Below are 16,644 nucleotides of genomic sequence, written 5' to 3'. Positions count from 1 at the left end.
GTTACTTATTTCTGTAATTGTTTTAAAAACGCTTTAACTATTTTGAAATCGTCAAAATCAAAACGTTCTCCTTTTATTTCTTGATAGGTCTCATGCCCTTTCCCAGCTATTAAAATGATATCATTCGGACTTGCTAATTGACAAGCTGTTTTAATGGCTTGTTTTCTATCCACAATAGACATTGTTTTTTTAAAATTTTGAGGCTCTACTCCTTTTTCAATATCTTCAATTATGGTCTCAGGAACTTCGCTTCTCGGGTTATCACTCGTAAAAATGACCTTTGTACTCATTGCAGATGCGATATGTCCCATTTTTGGACGTTTGGTTTTATCTCTATCACCACCGCAACCCACAACTGTAATTAATTGTTCATTTTTTGTGCGAATACTATTTATGGTTTCCAGTACGTTTTTTAATGCATCTGGTGTATGTGCATAATCAACGATTGCTGTTATTTTTTCTTCGGAAATAAGATACTCAAAGCGACCGCTCACACTTTCTAACTCGCTAATAAGCCTAAGAATCTCCACTTTTTCAAGCCCTAATAAATCTGCTGTACCGTAAATAGCGCTAATGTTATAAGCATTGAAATGACCTATAAGCCTGGTCCATAATTCACTTTCATTTAATTTTAACAACAAGCCACTAAATTCACTTTCCAGTACCTGAGCTTTATAGTCGGCATAGGTTTTTAAAGCATAAGTGTATTTTTTTGCTTCTGTATTTTGAAGCATCACCAATCCATTCTTGTCATCAATGTTAACCAGAGCAAAAGCTTTTTTAGGTAGATTGTCAAAAAATGATTTTTTCACATCTCTATATTCAGCAAAAGTGTCGTGATAATCTAAATGGTCGTGAGAAAGATTTGTAAAAATGCCACCCTCAAATTTTAAACCTTCTGTACGGAATTGGTGAATACCATGAGAACTTACTTCCATAAAACAAAACTCAACGCCTGCTTGATTCATTAACCTTAAATACTTATTTATCGTTAAAGAATCTGGTGTGGTATGTGTTGCTTTATATTCGGTATTATCAACCATAATTCTAACTGTTGATAACAATCCAACTTTGTAGCCTGCCTTTTTAAAGAGCTGGTACAATAGTGTAGCAATGGTTGTCTTTCCGTTAGTTCCTGTCACTCCAACCAAACGTAAGTTTTCCGAAGGATTTCCGAAGACATTTGAAGCCATAAAGGCTAAAGCTTGACTGGTGTTTTCAACTTCTATATAGGTGATTCCATCCTTTAACTCTGCTGGTAAGGTTTCACAAACCACAGCGATAGCACCTTTGTCTAGAGCTGTATCAATAAATTTATGACCATCTACGGTAGCTCCTTTAATAGCAATAAAAACATCGTTCTCTGCTATTTGACGAGAATCAAAATGCAAGTTGTTTACAGTGATGCTGGTACTCCCAGCAACTGCATTAATGGTAACCTTGTACAATATGTCTTTTAACAGTATCACTACGTTCCTAAAACTATGATTTGGTTTGGTTTTACTTTGACGCCTTTATCTATTGATTGCGTCGTCACATTTCCAGCACCTCGAATTTTGACTTTTAAACCCATATTTTCTAATAACGCCAATGCATCCATAGCAGGAAGACCGACGACGTCTGGCATTATCGTTTTGTAGGTTCGAGCTATATCGTAGAATGACTCGTAAGCTTCATCATTTTTTGAATTGACAATTTCTAATGTTTGCACTTCATCGATTAGTGGTGTCTCGGTATAAATTTTTTGAGCTATCCTCTTAAAAACAGGTCCAGAAACATCGGCTCCATAAAAACCAACTTTTGTACTTGGCTCATGGATAACTACTATGCAAGAATATTTTGGATTATCTGCTGGAAAGTAACCTGCAAAAGATGACACGTACTTTCTGTCTTTTTTCCATTCTTCAAAATCGGCGTAGTCTGTTCTTGCGGTACCTGTTTTACCTGCCATGGAAAAATTTTCAGAATACATGCGACTTCCTGTGCCTCTAACCACGACATTCTTTAGTACTTCCTTAATTTCTGCCAACGTTTTATCAGAACACATCTTTTGATTGATCACTTCTTTATCAAAAACCTCAATCTCTCTATCAAACTCTTTTACTGATTTGATGAACCTTGGTCTTACAATTTCGCCACCATTAGCAATACCATTATAAAATGTTAATGTTTGCAATGGTGTCATCCTCAAATTATACCCATAAGCCATAGAAGGCAATGCATTTCTACTCCAGTTTGATTTGCCAGGCTCAGGAATATCTGGAATACCTTCCCCAATTAAAGACACACCTAACGTATCGTTAAGTTTCCATGCCTTAAGACGATTGATAAATTTTTTAGGTTGGCTAGAATAATTATCATCGATTATAGTGGCCAAACCAATATTGGAGGACACTTCTAAAGCTCGTGCTGCAGAAATTTTACCATGACCCTTAGAGTCTCTAATTGTTCTTCCGTAAAAACGTTTAGAACCATTTTGTGTATCTACAACAGTGGAGGTATCAATCATTTTATCCTCTAGAGCAGCCATAAATGCCATAACCTTAAATGTAGATCCAGGTTCGTGACTTTCACCAACTGCATAGTTGAGACGTTCATAATATTTTCCGTTAGTATTGCGTCCCAAATTAGAAATGGCTTTAATCTCACCTGTTTCAACATCCATTACGACTGCACAACCATGATCTGCCTCGTATAACTCTAACTGCCCTAAAAGGGAATGGTGAGCAATATCCTGGATATTAACATCAATTGTCGTGTAAATATCATAGCCATCTTTAGGCTCTACTTGATCGTAATCAACGATAGGCTTCCATTTACCGTTACCTATTTTTTGTTTAAGACGTTTTCCGTTTTTACCTCTCAAATATTTCTTTCCGAAGTAACCATCTATTCCTGGTCTGGTTACATTTCCGTCGTCATCAATTTTCTCATAACCAATGGTACGCTCTGCAATGCCTCCCATTGGATGATCTCTTTTCTCTTCTTGTTGCACTATCAATCCACCACGAATGGCACCAAGGTTCAACATTGGGAAATTTCGAATTCTTATATAATCTGAATAACTAATATCCCTTGCCAATAAAAAGTAACGATTCTTGTCAAGCCTGGCTTGTTTGATCCTTTTTAGATGATAGCTGGATGGCTTGCCCGAAAATTTGGAAAGTGAATCTGCAAGCGATTTTACAAGTTCATTGAAGACCGTTTGCTTAGGTTGGATGGCATCAATTCTAATATCGTACTTTGGGATTGAGGTTGCGAGTAGACTACCATCGGCAGAATATACATTACCTCTGTTTGCAGGAATCTCAACATTTTGGATTGTTCGTTCTTGAGCCATATTTCTATACTCATCCCCTTGAACGAACTGAATGGTGCACAATTTGAAAACCACAGCAAGAGCGAAGACAAACATACTGCCAGCTACGAAATACAATCTGTTTAATATGTTAGTTTCGGTTATTGCCACGTTATCAATTCTGTTTTTTAACTTTTATTTTTTGCGGAGGATTTTCTGAAATAACAATCCCCTTTTCTTTCATTACATTTTCTATATGAGACTCTTTTTTCATTCTCATCAATTTTCCCCTTCCATCAACAAAAGCAGACCTTAACTCTTTTGCTTCATTTTTAAGTCTTGCAATTTCATAGACTTTTTGATCTGCACTATGTGAGCTTGCAATCATTACTATTGCCAAAACCGAAATAAAAATGATCACTCTCCAATTCTTAAAAGAGTCATCACTCACCAAAAATTTACCTCTTAAAATGCTGTAAATATTCTTTTTCATTGTTTCTCTGCAATACGAAGTTTTGCACTTCTTGCTCTGTTATTTATTTTTATTTCTTCGGAAGTTGGAACAACCAAACCACCAACTTTTTTTAGTGGTACTTCAAAATTCCCGAAGACATCTCGCTCTGGTTCTCCTTCAAACAAACCATTTCTTATAAATCTTTTAACCAATCTATCTTCTAAAGAGTGGTAGGAGATCAAACTCAACCTGCCTCCTTTTACCAAAACCTCTGGCGTTTGCTGCAAAAATTCTTTTAGAGCCTCAATTTCTTGATTTACCTCAATTCTAATAGCCTGATAGATTTGCGCCAACACTTTATTTTCTTTCTGGTGATTCAAAAACTTTTTGAGTGCTGTTTTTAGCTGCTCACTAGTTTTAATAATCTCATCTCGACGCGCAGTTACAATTGCACTTGCCATTGCTGGCGCTTGTCTTAATTCTCCATATTGAAAAAGCACTCGTCTTATTTCCTCTTCTTCATAATCGTTGATAACATGGTAGGCAGATAGTTTATCATCTTGATTCATTCTCATATCCAAATCTGCCTCAAAACGTGTTGAAAACCCACGTTCTGCAACATCAAATTGGTGAGATGAGACTCCAAAGTCTGCCAGTATCCCGTCAACTTCTTTCACGCCATAAAATCTGAGAAATCGTTTTACATATCTAAAATTTTCATTTATTAATGTGAAACGATCATCATCAATAGTATTTAAAAGAGCGTCTTTATCCTGATCGAAAGCAAATAGTTTTCCGTTAGGGCCTAAATGCTTTAAAATTTCCTTACTGTGACCACCTCCACCAAAGGTGACATCTACATAAACACCATCAGGCTTAATATTTAAGCCTTCAACCGTTTCTACCAATAAAACCGGGTTATGATATTCCATCGTCATCGTCTTGTCCCATTACTTCTTCTGCTAAATCGGCAAAATCTCCAGTAGCATCATCAATGGCTTTTTCATACTTGTCTTTATCCCAAATCTCAATGATATTTATCGCAGAAGAAACCACGATATCTTTAGAGATTCCTGAAAATGCAACAAGATCTTTTGGTATTAATAATCGTCCAGCAGAATCAACCTCAACTTGTTTTAAACCAGCAGTAAAACGACGAATAAAATCATTGTTTTTCTTTTTAAAACGGTTAAGTTTATTCACTTTCTGCATCAAAACCTCCCATTCACTCATTGGATACAATTCCAAACATGGCTGGAAAACAGCACGCTTAAGCACGAACCCATTTTGGAGCACAGGTAGCAACTGCTTCTTTATGGCAGCAGGCAACATGAGCCTTCCTTTGGCATCCACTTTGCATTCGTATGTTCCTATTAAAGGGTTCAAAATGATTGATTTACTTACACTAACGATTATGAATCAAATATATTGAAAATTTTACCACAATTTACCACTCTACTCCACTTTTGTTGATAAATTTATTTTCCAACGCTAAGTTTTAGGATTGATCTTACATTTTAAGACCTCTAAAAAGTTTAATTTCAAGGAGGTATACAACCTATTTGAAATCCCAAATTGATTGTTAACATCTTAGCATTTGTAAAATCTTTTGATTAGAAATATTATGTTAATATTTTAATTGATTTACCTATATTTGTTTTTAAGCAAAACCCTAACCATTAATGGCGCACCGATTAAAGAAAGAGAAAGACTACAGGTATATTGAAGTTGGAGAAGGCACACCAATTATCGTGCTTCATGGTTTAATGGGAGGATTAAGTAATTTTGATGCAGTAACTAGCTATTTTAGCAATAAAGGCTATAAAGTCTTAATTCCAGAATTACCAATCTACAGCATGTCTCTACTCAAGACAAACGTAAAAAGTTTTGCAAAGTATCTTCATGATTTTATAGAGTACAAAGGATTGAATGATGTTATTTTACTCGGAAATTCGCTGGGAGGACATATTGGTCTCTACCATACAAAATTATACCCAAAAAAAGTTAAGGCATTAATCATTACCGGAAGTTCAGGTTTGTACGAAAGTGCAATGGGTGGAGGCTACACAAAACGTGGCGACTATGAGGTGATCAAGAAAAAAGCACAAGATGTCTTTTACGATCCTGCTGTTGCTACAAAAGAAATTGTGGATGAAGTTTATGAAACTGTAAACGACAGAAACAAGCTTATTAAAACTCTTGCGATCGCTAAAAGTGCTATTCGTCACAACATGGCGAAAGATCTACCAAAAATGACATTGCCTGTTTGCATTATCTGGGGAAAGAATGATACTGTTACACCTCCAGAAGTCGCAGAAGAGTTCAATGAACTGCTGCCAAATTCTGAATTATTTTGGATTGATAAGTGCGGTCATGCTGCTATGATGGAACATCCTCAAGAATTTAACAACATTCTTAACACGTGGTTAGAATCCAATAAATTATAATTTTATTCCTATTTTAAATTAATACCATTATGGTTATTAAAACTGCTGAATTTATTGTAAGTAACTCCGAAGTGGACAAATGTCCAAAAAACGAGATACCAGAGTATGCATTTATTGGCAGAAGTAATGTTGGTAAATCATCTTTAATTAATATGATTACCAATCATAAAAATTTAGCAAAGACTTCTGGAAGACCAGGAAAGACACAACTTATTAATCATTTTTTAATCAATAAAGAATGGTTTCTGGTTGATTTACCAGGCTACGGTTATGCTAAGGTTTCGAAATCTGCAAAAAAGAAATTTCAGAAATTTATAACCAATTATTTTGAAAAACGCCGGCAATTAGTTTCGGCTTTCGTTCTTGTAGATATTAGACATGAGCCACAACCTATTGATTTGGAATTCATGGAATACTTGGGAGTTAGCCAAATACCGTTTACTATAATTTTCACTAAAGCAGATAAGCTTAAACCAAAAGCTATTGAGAGACATGTAGAGGATTATTGCAATAAAATGCTTGAAACCTGGGAAGAAGTCCCCAATCATTTTGTGACCTCATCATCAAAAGCTATTGGACGGGAAGACGTTTTACAATTTATTGATGATACAAATACCGAAATCGGAGCTTTACGATAAACCTTAAATCTTGAAAGTCAATTTTCTTATTATTGGTGCTGCTAAATCAGCCACAACTAGCTTAAGCAATGCTTTAGCTTTACATCCTGAAATTTGCTTTAGCCAACCTAAAGAACCTCAATTTTTCAGTAAGTTAGAATGGAGAGATCATATCGATGAATATCACAAGTTATTTAATTGCGATTCCAAACTTTACGGAGAAGGCTCAACCAATTACACTAAATTTCCTAATTTCAATAAAAACGTTTCTGCAGATATTTTTGAATACAATCCCAACATGAAACTTATCTATATGATGCGAAATCCTATTGATCGCATTATTTCCCACTACACACATACGTACAATAGAGGTTATCAAAAAAATAGTGATATTGATCATGTAATTACTTCTGAAATACAACATATAAATGTTTCAAGGTATGCCATGCAAATTGAACCTTATCTAAACGTATTTGGTAAAGAACAAGTTCTATTATTATTTTTTGAAGATTTTGTGTCGCAACCACAAAAGGTATTAGATACAGTTTACGAATTTTTGAATGTTGGCTCTTTTGAAGTGGATACTTCTAAATTAAACAGTAATAAAAGTTTCAATAGATGGGTGTTGCATTATAAATATGACAACCCTAAAACACTTTGGCAAAAAATTAAAAAAATTGGTTTAATTGCTAAAAATTACTTCAATGCAGACTTTATAGACTCCAAACCTAAAATTTCCGAAGAAACTAAAAAATATATTGTTGATAGTCTCACTGGTGATATTAAAAAAATCGAAAAACTTACCAATCGAGATCTTTCACATTGGTTAAAGTATTAAGATTTCACATCCAAAGCATCTCTCAAAGCATTACCAATGAGCATGAAAGCCATGACCAAAAGCATGATGCATAAACCAGGAATTATGGCTAGATATGGTTTTCCTAAAATGATATAATTATAATGGTCCTTGATCATTGCTCCCCAACTTGCCATTGGAGGTTGTGCTCCTATACCTAGAAAACTTAAACCACTTTCAATTAGAATTGCTGCTGCAAAATTTGCTGCGGAAATAACTATGATTGGTGCCATTATATTTGGTAAAATGTGTTTTGTAATGATTCTAAAATCATTAAATCCCAATGCTCTAGCTGCAGTGACATATTGCATTTCTTTTGCGCTTATTATTTGTCCGCGAACAACTCTAGCGACTTCAACCCACATCGTTAATCCTACTGCAATAAAGACTTGCCAAAAACCTTTGCCCAATGCCAAAGTTATGGCTATTACTAGTAAAAGTGTTGGGATTGACCAGGTAACATTAATGATCCACATGATGAATGCATCAATTTTTCCACCGTAATATCCTGCAATGCTTCCGAAGAAAATACCGATGATCAATGATATAAATACCGCGATAAACCCTATTGAAAATGAAATACGTGAGCCTATCAAGACTCTGCTCAACAAATCTCTTCCGTATTTATCTGTTCCAAAAAAAAAGGTTTTATTTTTGATGAAAGCTTTGTAATCCCTGTCTGGAAAGGCACTTAGATCTATTGTTTTTTCTGCGCCTATTAATCCATCTGAGGCATATTCAGTATATAATAATTGATTGTTCTCTATTTTATATTCTGAAATTGGAATTTCTAGATCGCTATTTTGTTTTCCATAGAACAATTTGGATAACCATGTTTGTTGATTTTGAATTTCCGAAGGTATATTAAGCATTTGCACTTCAAATCCTGGACGTTGAGAATGGATTGAGAGATGCATTTGATTGGCATTTTGTGAATTGTCTGGAGCAATCACATAAGCGAACAATGACATGAGACCGATGGCCACAACGATCCAAAAACTCAAAACGCCCCAAAAGTTTTTTTTGAACTTTCGGAGCGCTAATTGTGATAATGAGTCGCTTGTTTTACTCATTTTAGTTTTTTACTGAAGTCGCAACGTTTTTAATTTTATATGTCATTTTAAGGTCGTTAAGAACATTAATCGCTTCTTCAATGTAAACGTCTTTGCTTAAACTGGTATGCCAACGATCACGTTTTTCTCTTAGAACAGAATCTTTATCCATCAACTTGATTTCGTAAGGTAAGGACTGGAATGAAAGATTCGTTTTGTAATCTGAAATCTTCTCAAAACGCTTAGATTCTTCTTCATTGTTTGCTAACGTCTTTCTGTAATCGTCATAATTAAGTGAATACATTTCTCTATCTCTAATTCTCTTAACCCATTGTGCATTGGCATCGATCAACTTTAATTGTTCATTATTTGCCATACGCTCTTTACTTTTTGAGATTGTCGTATCGTAATCGTAGTAACTTTCCCAAACTTTATAATCTACAGCATCAATTTTATCCCATTCTAAAGGGTTTTCTTGGTCTTTTTCACCAATGTTAATGTAACTGTACCTGTCTGGAACAACCACATCACTCTTAACACCTTCTAATTGCGTAGAACCTCCATTAATTCTATAGAATTTTTGAGTGGTGAATTTTAAGGCTCCCATGTCGCCTTCGCTATTTTGTCTCACCATACGGTTAAGATCTAATACGTTTTGAACAGTACCTTTTCCATAAGTTTGTTTGCTACCTATAACAATTGCTCTTTTGTAATCTTGCATTGCAGCAGCTAAAATCTCTGATGCTGATGCTGACAATTCGTTCACAAGAATCACCAATGGACCATCCCAAACAATAGACTTATCTCTATCCTTTAAAACTTCTTTTGGTTCACCTGCATTTTTAACTTGTACGATAGGACCATCTTCAATAAATAATCCACCCATATCGACCACAGTTTGTAGAGATCCACCGCCATTATTTCTTAAATCTAGGATGATGCCTTCAACACCTTCCGCTTTTAAACGCTCTAATTCGAGTTTAATATCAGACGCTGCATTACGCTTGTTATAATCTTCAAAATCAACATAAAATTTAGGCAGGTTAATCACACCAAATTTCTTATCATCTTTAATGACAGTAGATGATTTTGCATATGTTTCTTCTAATTCAACAATATCTCTTTTTATGGTAATATCTTCAATAGTACCGTCCACTTTTTTCAAAGTCAAGGTTACATTTGTTCCTTTTGGTCCTTTTATAAATTTGATCGCATCGTCTAAACGCATACCAACAATATTTATAGCTTCTTCTTCATCCTCTTGGCGTACTTTCATGATCTGGTCACCAACTTCAAGCTCATTCTGCCTCCAAGCTGGACCTCCACTAATAATCTCGTTCACGATTGTAGCATCCATTTTTTTCTGAAGTCTAGCTCCAATACCTTCAAAATTTCCAGACATAGCGACGTCAAAACGATCTTTATCCTCTGGAGCGAAATAAAATGTATGTGGATCAAATTCTTCAACAATAGCATTGATATAAACCGCAAACCAATCTTTACGTTGTCTATCATCTATAAAATCGTAAAGCTCATCAAGAGATCTTTGAGTTGCACCTCTAGCCTCTTCCTCTAATTCTATATTAGATTTATTTTCTTTTTGTGAATCACTAATACCATCTTCTGAAATATCTGTTTTAGCTATCGTTTCTTGATCTGACACTAAATCATCGTAATTCGCAATTGTTGAAAATTTAAGTTGCTGTCTCCAACGTTCTTTCATTTCCTTTTTCGAGTTTACATAATCTAATTTCTCATAATCTGTTGAAAACTCTTCAGCAGAAGAAAAATCAAAAGGTCTTGAAAGCACATCCTTGTAAATCTCTTTAGATTCTGAAATACGCTTCAATAAACGCTCGTGGGTTAAATTAAAAAATGAAACATCATAAGCCCTAATTTGATCATCTAACTGATCTTTATAGGCTTCAAACTCTTTAATATCAGAAGCATAAAAATAACGTTTAAATGGATCTAGTTGTTCTAAATAATCTGTAAATACTGCTTCGGAAAACCCATCATTAATTTCCTGAGGATTAAAATGTCCCTGCTCTAAAACATAAGTAATAAGCTGAATTAACAACTTATCTTTATTTGGGTCCTGAAATTTTTTCGTCGTAAAACTGCAAGAGGCAAACGCTAATAGCAATACTAAAAGCAGCAGTTTATAATTCCTTTTCATCATATTTTTCATATTTTTCTGTAGTTATAAAACGCATTTTATCAAAACTTAATATTTTGGTAAGGTAAAAAAAACGCAAGATTTTATAATTTTTACTAAAGTAAAAGAAAAAACCATGCCAATAAAATGCCAAGCTAATAAATTTTTGTTAAACCTTTATTTATAGGATATTCAAGGCTCTTTGTGTATTTTTGCAAGTGTACTAAAAAACAAAAACAATAGGTTTATATGTCTAAAAAACCCTTAATATTAGTTACAAATGACGATGGAATTACTGCTCCAGGTATAAGAACCTTAATAGATGTGATGAATACCATTGGAGATGTAGTGGTTGTTGCACCAGACAGTCCTCAAAGTGGGATGGGTCATGCCATAACCATAAACTCAACATTACATATAGAAAAAATAGCAATAGATAACGGTAAACAAGAAGAGTACAGTTGTTCTGGCACACCTGCAGATTGCGTAAAAATAGGTGTTAAACAAATTTTGGATAGACGACCAGATTTGTGCGTATCTGGCATTAACCATGGCTCCAACTCATCAATCAATGTGATTTACTCAGGTACTATGAGTGCTGCCATTGAAGCTGGTGTGGAAGGCATTCCATCAATAGGTTTTTCACTATGCGATTATAATTGGGGCGCAAATTTTGAACATTGTAAAACCTTCGTAAAAACCATAGCAGAAAATGTTTTGAAACATGGTTTGGATAGTGGTACAATTTTAAATGTCAACTTCCCCAACTTAGAGAAAAAAGACATTAAAGGCATAAAAATTTGCAGACAAGCACATGCCAATTGGGAAGAAGAATTTGACAAGCGTCAAAACCCTTTCGGGAAAGATTATTACTGGCTTACAGGCAAATTTGTAAACTTAGACAATGGAGAAGATACCGATGAATGGGCACTTGCAAATGGGTATGTTTCCGTTGTACCTGTTCAGTTCGACTTAACAGCACACCATAGCATCCAGGAATTAAATACGTGGGATTTTAATGAAAAATAAAGACATAATAAAAGGTGTAATCGTAGGCTTAATTTGCAGTATTGTAGGGTTGGTTTTGGCTCTTCTTTTCTTCGGAAAAGGAAACTCCATAAATGATTCATTTCAAATCGCGCTGAGTCAAGGTGTTTTCACTAAATTGGTAAGTATGGGAGCTATTTTAAACCTTGGTGCCTTTTTTCTTTTCTTAAAAAAACAACAAGATTCAAAAGCTCAAGGCGTTTTAATTGCAACAGTAATTGTAGCCATCATAACATTAATTATCAGGTTTATTTAAATGAAATACTACATCATAGCTGGCGAAGCCTCTGGAGATCTTCATGGTTCAAACCTAATGAAAGCATTGCTGCAACAAGACGCAGATGCTAACATTAGATTTTGGGGAGGCGATTTAATGCAAGCTGTTGGTGGCACATTGGTAAAACATTATAAAGAACGCCAATTTATGGGTTTTGCTGAAGTTATTTTTAATCTTCGGAAAATACTCGGACTCATAAAATTCTGTAAAAAGGATATTGAAAAATTTCAGCCAGACGTCATTATTTTTATAGATAACTCTGGCTTCAATCTTAGAATTGCCAAATGGGCAAAAGAGCAAAATTTCAAAACCCATTATTACATCTCTCCCCAGGTTTGGGCATCAAGAGCCAGTCGAGTTGAAAAAATAAAACGGGATATTGATCAAATGTACGTGATACTTCCTTTTGAAAAAGAGTTTTATGCTAAATATGATTATGATGTGCACTTTGTTGGCCACCCTCTAATTGATGGTATTGCAGATAGAACACAGGTAAGCGAATTTGAATTCAGAAAAAAACATAAGTTATCTAAAAAACCAATAATAGCCCTACTTCCCGGAAGCCGAAAACAAGAGATTACAAAAATGCTCAGCGTTATGTTGAGTGTAGTTGATGATTTTCCAGATTATCAATTTGTTATTGCTGGTGCTCCAAGTCAAGATTATGAATTTTATGCACCTTTTATAAAGCAAACTAATGTGGCGTTTATTTCTAATAAAACCTATGATCTATTGAGTGTTTCTAATGCAGCATTAGTCACCTCTGGCACTGCAACTCTAGAAACTGCACTTTTTAAAGTTCCGCAGGTTGTATGCTATAAAGCAAATGCCATTTCTTACCAAATAGCAAAACGCATCATCACATTAAAGTTCATATCTCTCGTTAATTTAATAATGGATCGTGAAGTTGTCACAGAACTCATTCAAGGTGATTTAAATACAAAGAGACTTAAAAAAGAATTAACCCACATTTTGGATGAAGATGAGCGGGTTCAATTTTTTATAGACTATTACGATCTAGAAAAAAAGCTTGGTGGAAAAGGAGCAAGCCAGAAGACTGCTCAACTAATTTTTGAAAGTTGTAAATAACATTGTTAATAACCCAAACGTTATATGCACACTAAACTATCTATAATTTTTAATTTTAGGCTCCAATAGCCCACTTCTTGATGAAAAAAATTATTCTTATTCTTATTTTATGTGTTTGTTTTACAAGTTGTAAATCTTCAAAAGGTGTTGTCACCAAAAAATCGAGGACTACTAAAACCACTAACAACACACCTTCATCACCTTCTGCATCTACTCCTAAAACCGTTGTAAATATTATTGATTATGCCAAAACCTTTGAAGGTACACGTTACAAATATGGTGGCACTACAAAAAAAGGTATGGATTGTTCTGGTTTGGTAGTAACCGCATTTGAAAAGGAAGATATTTCTCTTCCAAGAACTACTGGTGACTTATCAAAGCGTGGTGATTGGATTGATGTTAAAGAAGTTAAAGAGGGTGATCTATTGTTTTTTGCCACTAAGAAAAATAGTCGTCATGTCAATCATGTTGGTATCGTTACCGCTACTAGACCAGGTCATGTAGAATTTATACACTCTACAACAAGCAGAGGTGTTATTGTATCAAATCTTGCCGAAAAATACTGGTTTCTAGCTTACGTTCAAGCAAGAAGAGTGCTGTAACATATTTTTGTTGTAACTTTTGAAAATGAAGTTACTCAACTTTACGATTATAAAGCTTACCATTTGTCTAATCGTGGGCATTTTATTTGCTGAATATTTTAAAATTGCACTACTGTTCTCTGCAGTTTTGTGCTTAGTACTTCTTTTCATTTTAAGTGTATCTTTTATTATTGCTAAACACCAGGATGAACCTTCAGTTTGGTTTGGTATCCTCGCGATTACAACTACTTTTTGCTTGGGGATATTTGTTTACAATATACACGACCAACAAAATTTTGACAATCATTATAGTTTGGAAATTTCCGAAGAAACAATAAAAGAACCCGTTATTTTTAAAGTTAGGGAGCGATTAAAGTCTGGAAATTATTATGATAAATACGTTGTTAATATTCTTAAAATTGGCAATAGAGATGTAAAAGGAAAAGTTTTACTAAATATTAAGAAAGACAGCGTTGTTGATCGTTTTAAAAATGATGCTGTGTTAATGACATTTACGGACTTTCAGGTTTTGACAACACCTCAAAATCCCAATCAATTTGATTACAGGAATTATTTGAAAAAACAATACATCCACCATCAAATTTATACGCAAAACTCGACGCTATTACCTATACAGTATGAAGCGAATACCGTTTTTGGTTTTGCAGATAATATAAGAAGACAAATCAATCTTAAACTTGAAAACTACAATTTTAGACCAGAGGAACTAGCTATCATCAACGCCCTTATTTTAGGGCAACGACAAGATATGAGCAAAGCTATTTATGATAGCTATACAGATGCAGGTGCAATACATATTTTAGCAGTTTCGGGTTTACATGTTGGCTTGATCTTATTGCTTTTAAATTTTTCTTTAAAACCAATTGAGCGCATAAAAAACGGAAAATTAATTAAGGTCATCCTCATCTTATTTTTGCTATGGAGCTTTGCCATTATCGCAGGATTATCTGCTTCTGTGACGAGAGCTGTGACGATGTTTAGTATTGTAGCCATTGCCATGCATCACAAAAAACCAACAAATATTTATAATACACTTGCCATTTCAATGTTTGTATTGTTGCTATTTAAGCCTATGTTTTTATTTGATGTCGGGTTTCAATTGAGCTACATTGCGGTTATAGCCATTGTCACAATACAGCCACTCCTCTACAAACTATGGCGTCCCAAATGGAAAGTGACCGATTATTTCTGGCAGATATTTACAGTTACTGTTGCAGCACAGTTTGGCGTTGTACCGTTGAGTTTGTATTATTTCCATCAGTTCCCAAGTCTGTTTTTTATCTCTAATTTGGCGATAATTCCGTTTTTGGGAGTAATTCTCGCTTTTAGTATTTTGATCATTATCTTGGCGCTTTTAAATGCACTTCCGCAATTTTTAGCAGATTTCTACGGAAATATCATTAGCCTGATGAATTGGATCGTTTCATGGGTATCACAGCAAGAAACCTTTTTGTTCAAGAATGTTTCCTTTAACGAACTTCAGGTATTTGCTTGTTACCTTTTTATTATAAGTCTAACCATTTGGTATCAAAAACCAAACTATAGAAAATTAATTTTTGTAGGCATTGCTATTTTGGGCTTACAAGCCACATGGGTGTCCATATCGTATAAAAATACCAATACTGAGTTCGTGATATTTCATAAAAGCAGAAAGACATTAATTGCTCAAAAAACAAACAGTTCTCTTGTTACAGCTCATAATTTTGATAGTATTTCCTGGTCGAGAGACCGGATTATTAAGAATTATAACGTCGGAAATTTTATAACTTCAAATTCCGTAGACACATTGAAAGCTGTTTATGTTTTTCAGAATAAAACGATTTTACTGATTGATAGTTTAGGAATTTATAACGTAAAGAGCTTTACTCCAGATTACGTTTTGCTCAGAAATTCTCCAAAAATAAACATGGATAGAATGATTGATTCCATACAGCCAAAATTTATCATTGCAGATGGCAGCAACTATAAATCCTACATAAAACGTTGGGAAGAAACTTGCCTAAAACGAAAACTCCCTTTTCACCAAACTAGTGAAAAGGGAGCTTTTATAATCAAGTAAATTTACTCTTGAAATTCTGCTTTGAACGCTTCGTAATACGCGTTAAATTGATCTTGGGTTTTAATGTTCTTGTAATCGTTAGATTGGAACAACTTTAAATATAATTCTAATTGCTGTGGTTTCATATAACCGCTAATGGGCTGTATGACGCTTCCATTCTCATCAAAATAAACGATAGTTGGGTAAGCTCTTATACCTAAATGTCGTGAAAGTTCGTGCACGCTATTTCTTCGGTTTTTTAGTTCTTCCTTGTAACCTGGGTTACTAAATTTTGCACCTTGATAATTTACTGTAGAGTTACCTTCAGCATTGAATTTAACTGCGTAAAAGTTCTTGTTTACATAGTCTACGACATCCTTATTATGGAAGGTGTTTTTATCTAGCATTTTACATGGTCCGCACCAGTTGGTATATACGTCCATCATGATTTTTTTGGGTTTTTTCTTCTGAAGCTCTAGTGCTTCTTCAAAAGTAACCCAATTAATTTCTAAAGATTGCGCTATTGCAGCACTTGACGATATCAAGGCAATTGCAAATAAGATAAGTACTTTTTTCATTTGAGGTTCTAATTATTTTTATTGTCAAAAGGAATGCTCCAAAGAGAAATTTGAAAATTTCAAAATCCAATAAATATGGCTCATTTCGTGATTTGATTTTTTGCAAAAGTTGTTCCGAACTTACAAAAAAT

The 16,644-nt window shown here is 34.4% G+C and carries 16 protein-coding genes; 8 read left to right on the top strand and 8 right to left on the bottom strand.

Annotated features, from left to right (window positions below; genetic code table 11):
- Window positions 1-5: 5 nt before the first annotated feature.
- From GQ40_RS16475 to mraZ, 5 genes are read right to left on the bottom strand one after another with little or no spacing between them, the layout of a single operon-like run.
- The gene (locus GQ40_RS16475; RefSeq protein WP_047550939.1) at window positions 6-1,469 is read right to left on the bottom strand and encodes a UDP-N-acetylmuramoyl-L-alanyl-D-glutamate--2,6-diaminopimelate ligase; all 1,464 of its coding nucleotides are present in this window, start codon (window positions 1,467-1,469) and stop codon (window positions 6-8) included.
- Entirely contained in the window at window positions 1,469-3,415 is a 1,947-nt protein-coding gene (locus GQ40_RS16470; RefSeq protein WP_052184302.1) for a penicillin-binding protein, read from the bottom strand. Before GQ40_RS16470 ends, GQ40_RS16475 begins: the two co-directional genes overlap by 1 nt.
- 58 nt (window positions 3,416-3,473) lie before the next feature.
- Window positions 3,474-3,791 carry an FtsL-like putative cell division protein gene (locus tag GQ40_RS16465; protein WP_047550933.1) on the bottom strand — a complete coding sequence of 106 codons (318 nt, stop codon included), beginning with the start codon at window positions 3,789-3,791 and terminating at the stop codon, window positions 3,474-3,476.
- Complete coding sequence (gene rsmH / locus GQ40_RS16460; RefSeq protein WP_047552116.1) at window positions 3,788-4,684, bottom strand: 16S rRNA (cytosine(1402)-N(4))-methyltransferase RsmH; 897 nt, start codon at window positions 4,682-4,684, stop codon at window positions 3,788-3,790. The genes GQ40_RS16465 and rsmH overlap by 4 nt, the downstream gene beginning before the upstream one ends.
- Window positions 4,671-5,138 carry a division/cell wall cluster transcriptional repressor MraZ gene (gene mraZ / locus GQ40_RS16455; RefSeq protein ID WP_047550930.1) on the bottom strand — a complete coding sequence of 156 codons (468 nt, stop codon included), beginning with the start codon at window positions 5,136-5,138 and terminating at the stop codon, window positions 4,671-4,673. The genes rsmH and mraZ overlap by 14 nt, the downstream gene beginning before the upstream one ends.
- Window positions 5,139-5,434: 296 nt before the next feature.
- On the opposite strand from mraZ, the gene GQ40_RS16450 reads away from it, so the two are divergent.
- Genes GQ40_RS16450 through GQ40_RS16440 form a run of 3 tightly spaced genes read left to right on the top strand, consistent with a single transcriptional unit; the run spans window position 5,435 to window position 7,654 of the window.
- Window positions 5,435-6,199 (top strand): alpha/beta fold hydrolase, encoded by a 765-nt coding sequence (locus tag GQ40_RS16450; RefSeq protein WP_047550927.1) that lies wholly within the window; start codon window positions 5,435-5,437, stop codon window positions 6,197-6,199.
- A gap of 29 nt (window positions 6,200-6,228) precedes the next feature.
- Complete coding sequence (gene yihA, locus GQ40_RS16445) at window positions 6,229-6,837, top strand: ribosome biogenesis GTP-binding protein YihA/YsxC (protein ID WP_047550924.1); 609 nt, start codon at window positions 6,229-6,231, stop codon at window positions 6,835-6,837.
- Between the two features lie 10 nt (window positions 6,838-6,847).
- On the top strand, window positions 6,848-7,654 hold the full coding sequence (locus GQ40_RS16440) for a sulfotransferase family protein (RefSeq protein WP_052184301.1): 807 nt from the start codon (window positions 6,848-6,850) through the stop codon (window positions 7,652-7,654).
- Here the strand turns inward: GQ40_RS16440 and GQ40_RS16435 are convergent.
- Both GQ40_RS16435 and GQ40_RS16430 read right to left on the bottom strand, forming a co-directional pair.
- The gene (locus tag GQ40_RS16435) at window positions 7,651-8,745 is read right to left on the bottom strand and encodes an ABC transporter permease (RefSeq protein ID WP_047550920.1); all 1,095 of its coding nucleotides are present in this window, start codon (window positions 8,743-8,745) and stop codon (window positions 7,651-7,653) included. The two genes, GQ40_RS16440 and GQ40_RS16435, sit on opposite strands and share 4 nt — an antisense overlap.
- A gap of 1 nt (window position 8,746) precedes the next feature.
- Window positions 8,747-10,903, bottom strand: coding sequence for a carboxy terminal-processing peptidase (locus GQ40_RS16430; RefSeq protein WP_047552113.1), 2,157 nt, complete (start codon window positions 10,901-10,903; stop codon window positions 8,747-8,749).
- A 228-nt stretch (window positions 10,904-11,131) separates the two neighbouring features.
- On the opposite strand from GQ40_RS16430, the gene surE reads away from it, so the two are divergent.
- The 5 genes from surE to GQ40_RS16405 all read left to right on the top strand — a co-directional run bounded on the left by surE (window position 11,132) and on the right by GQ40_RS16405 (window position 15,956).
- A complete protein-coding gene (surE, locus tag GQ40_RS16425; protein WP_047550917.1) occupies window positions 11,132-11,911 on the top strand; it encodes a 5'/3'-nucleotidase SurE in 780 nt (259 codons plus the stop codon).
- Window positions 11,901-12,185, top strand: coding sequence for a hypothetical protein (locus tag GQ40_RS16420; RefSeq protein ID WP_047550914.1), 285 nt, complete (start codon window positions 11,901-11,903; stop codon window positions 12,183-12,185). Before surE ends, GQ40_RS16420 begins: the two co-directional genes overlap by 11 nt.
- Window positions 12,186-13,295: a lipid-A-disaccharide synthase gene (gene lpxB / locus GQ40_RS16415; RefSeq protein WP_047550911.1), complete on the top strand. Its 1,110-nt coding sequence runs from the start codon at window positions 12,186-12,188 to the stop codon at window positions 13,293-13,295.
- Window positions 13,296-13,375: 80 nt separating this feature from the next.
- On the top strand, window positions 13,376-13,897 hold the full coding sequence (locus GQ40_RS16410) for a C40 family peptidase (protein ID WP_047550909.1): 522 nt from the start codon (window positions 13,376-13,378) through the stop codon (window positions 13,895-13,897).
- A gap of 25 nt (window positions 13,898-13,922) precedes the next feature.
- Window positions 13,923-15,956, top strand: coding sequence for a ComEC/Rec2 family competence protein (locus GQ40_RS16405; protein WP_047550906.1), 2,034 nt, complete (start codon window positions 13,923-13,925; stop codon window positions 15,954-15,956).
- Window positions 15,957-15,958: 2 nt separating this feature from the next.
- Here the strand turns inward: GQ40_RS16405 and GQ40_RS16400 are convergent, their stop codons facing one another.
- Window positions 15,959-16,513, bottom strand: coding sequence for a thioredoxin family protein (locus GQ40_RS16400; RefSeq protein ID WP_047550904.1), 555 nt, complete (start codon window positions 16,511-16,513; stop codon window positions 15,959-15,961).
- Between the last annotated feature and the right edge of the window lie 131 nt (window positions 16,514-16,644).

The organism is Psychroserpens sp. Hel_I_66 (genome assembly GCF_000799465.1).
Classification (GTDB): Bacteria; Bacteroidota; Bacteroidia; order Flavobacteriales; family Flavobacteriaceae; genus Psychroserpens.
This window is presented reverse-complemented; position numbering and strand designations above follow the sequence as displayed.

Bases quoted from the DNA above. Each gene is read 5' to 3' on its own strand.
- GQ40_RS16400 (WP_047550904.1), bottom strand. From the start codon at position 16,513: ATGAAAAAAGTACTTATCTTATTTGCAATTGCCTTGATATCGTCAAGT.
- rsmH (WP_047552116.1), bottom strand. From the start codon at position 4,684: ATGGAATATCATAACCCGGTTTTATTGGTAGAAACGGTTGAAGGCTTA.
- GQ40_RS16405 (WP_047550906.1), top strand. From the start codon at position 13,923: ATGAAGTTACTCAACTTTACGATTATAAAGCTTACCATTTGTCTAATC.
- GQ40_RS16465 (WP_047550933.1), bottom strand. From the start codon at position 3,791: ATGAAAAAGAATATTTACAGCATTTTAAGAGGTAAATTTTTGGTGAGT.
- yihA (WP_047550924.1), top strand. From the start codon at position 6,229: ATGGTTATTAAAACTGCTGAATTTATTGTAAGTAACTCCGAAGTGGAC.
- GQ40_RS16420 (WP_047550914.1), top strand. From the start codon at position 11,901: ATGAAAAATAAAGACATAATAAAAGGTGTAATCGTAGGCTTAATTTGC.
- GQ40_RS16470 (WP_052184302.1), bottom strand. From the start codon at position 3,415: ATGTTTGTCTTCGCTCTTGCTGTGGTTTTCAAATTGTGCACCATTCAG.
- GQ40_RS16435 (WP_047550920.1), bottom strand. From the start codon at position 8,745: ATGAGTAAAACAAGCGACTCATTATCACAATTAGCGCTCCGAAAGTTC.
- surE (WP_047550917.1), top strand. From the start codon at position 11,132: ATGTCTAAAAAACCCTTAATATTAGTTACAAATGACGATGGAATTACT.
- GQ40_RS16410 (WP_047550909.1), top strand. From the start codon at position 13,376: ATGAAAAAAATTATTCTTATTCTTATTTTATGTGTTTGTTTTACAAGT.
- GQ40_RS16450 (WP_047550927.1), top strand. From the start codon at position 5,435: ATGGCGCACCGATTAAAGAAAGAGAAAGACTACAGGTATATTGAAGTT.
- GQ40_RS16430 (WP_047552113.1), bottom strand. From the start codon at position 10,903: ATGAAAAGGAATTATAAACTGCTGCTTTTAGTATTGCTATTAGCGTTT.
- lpxB (WP_047550911.1), top strand. From the start codon at position 12,186: ATGAAATACTACATCATAGCTGGCGAAGCCTCTGGAGATCTTCATGGT.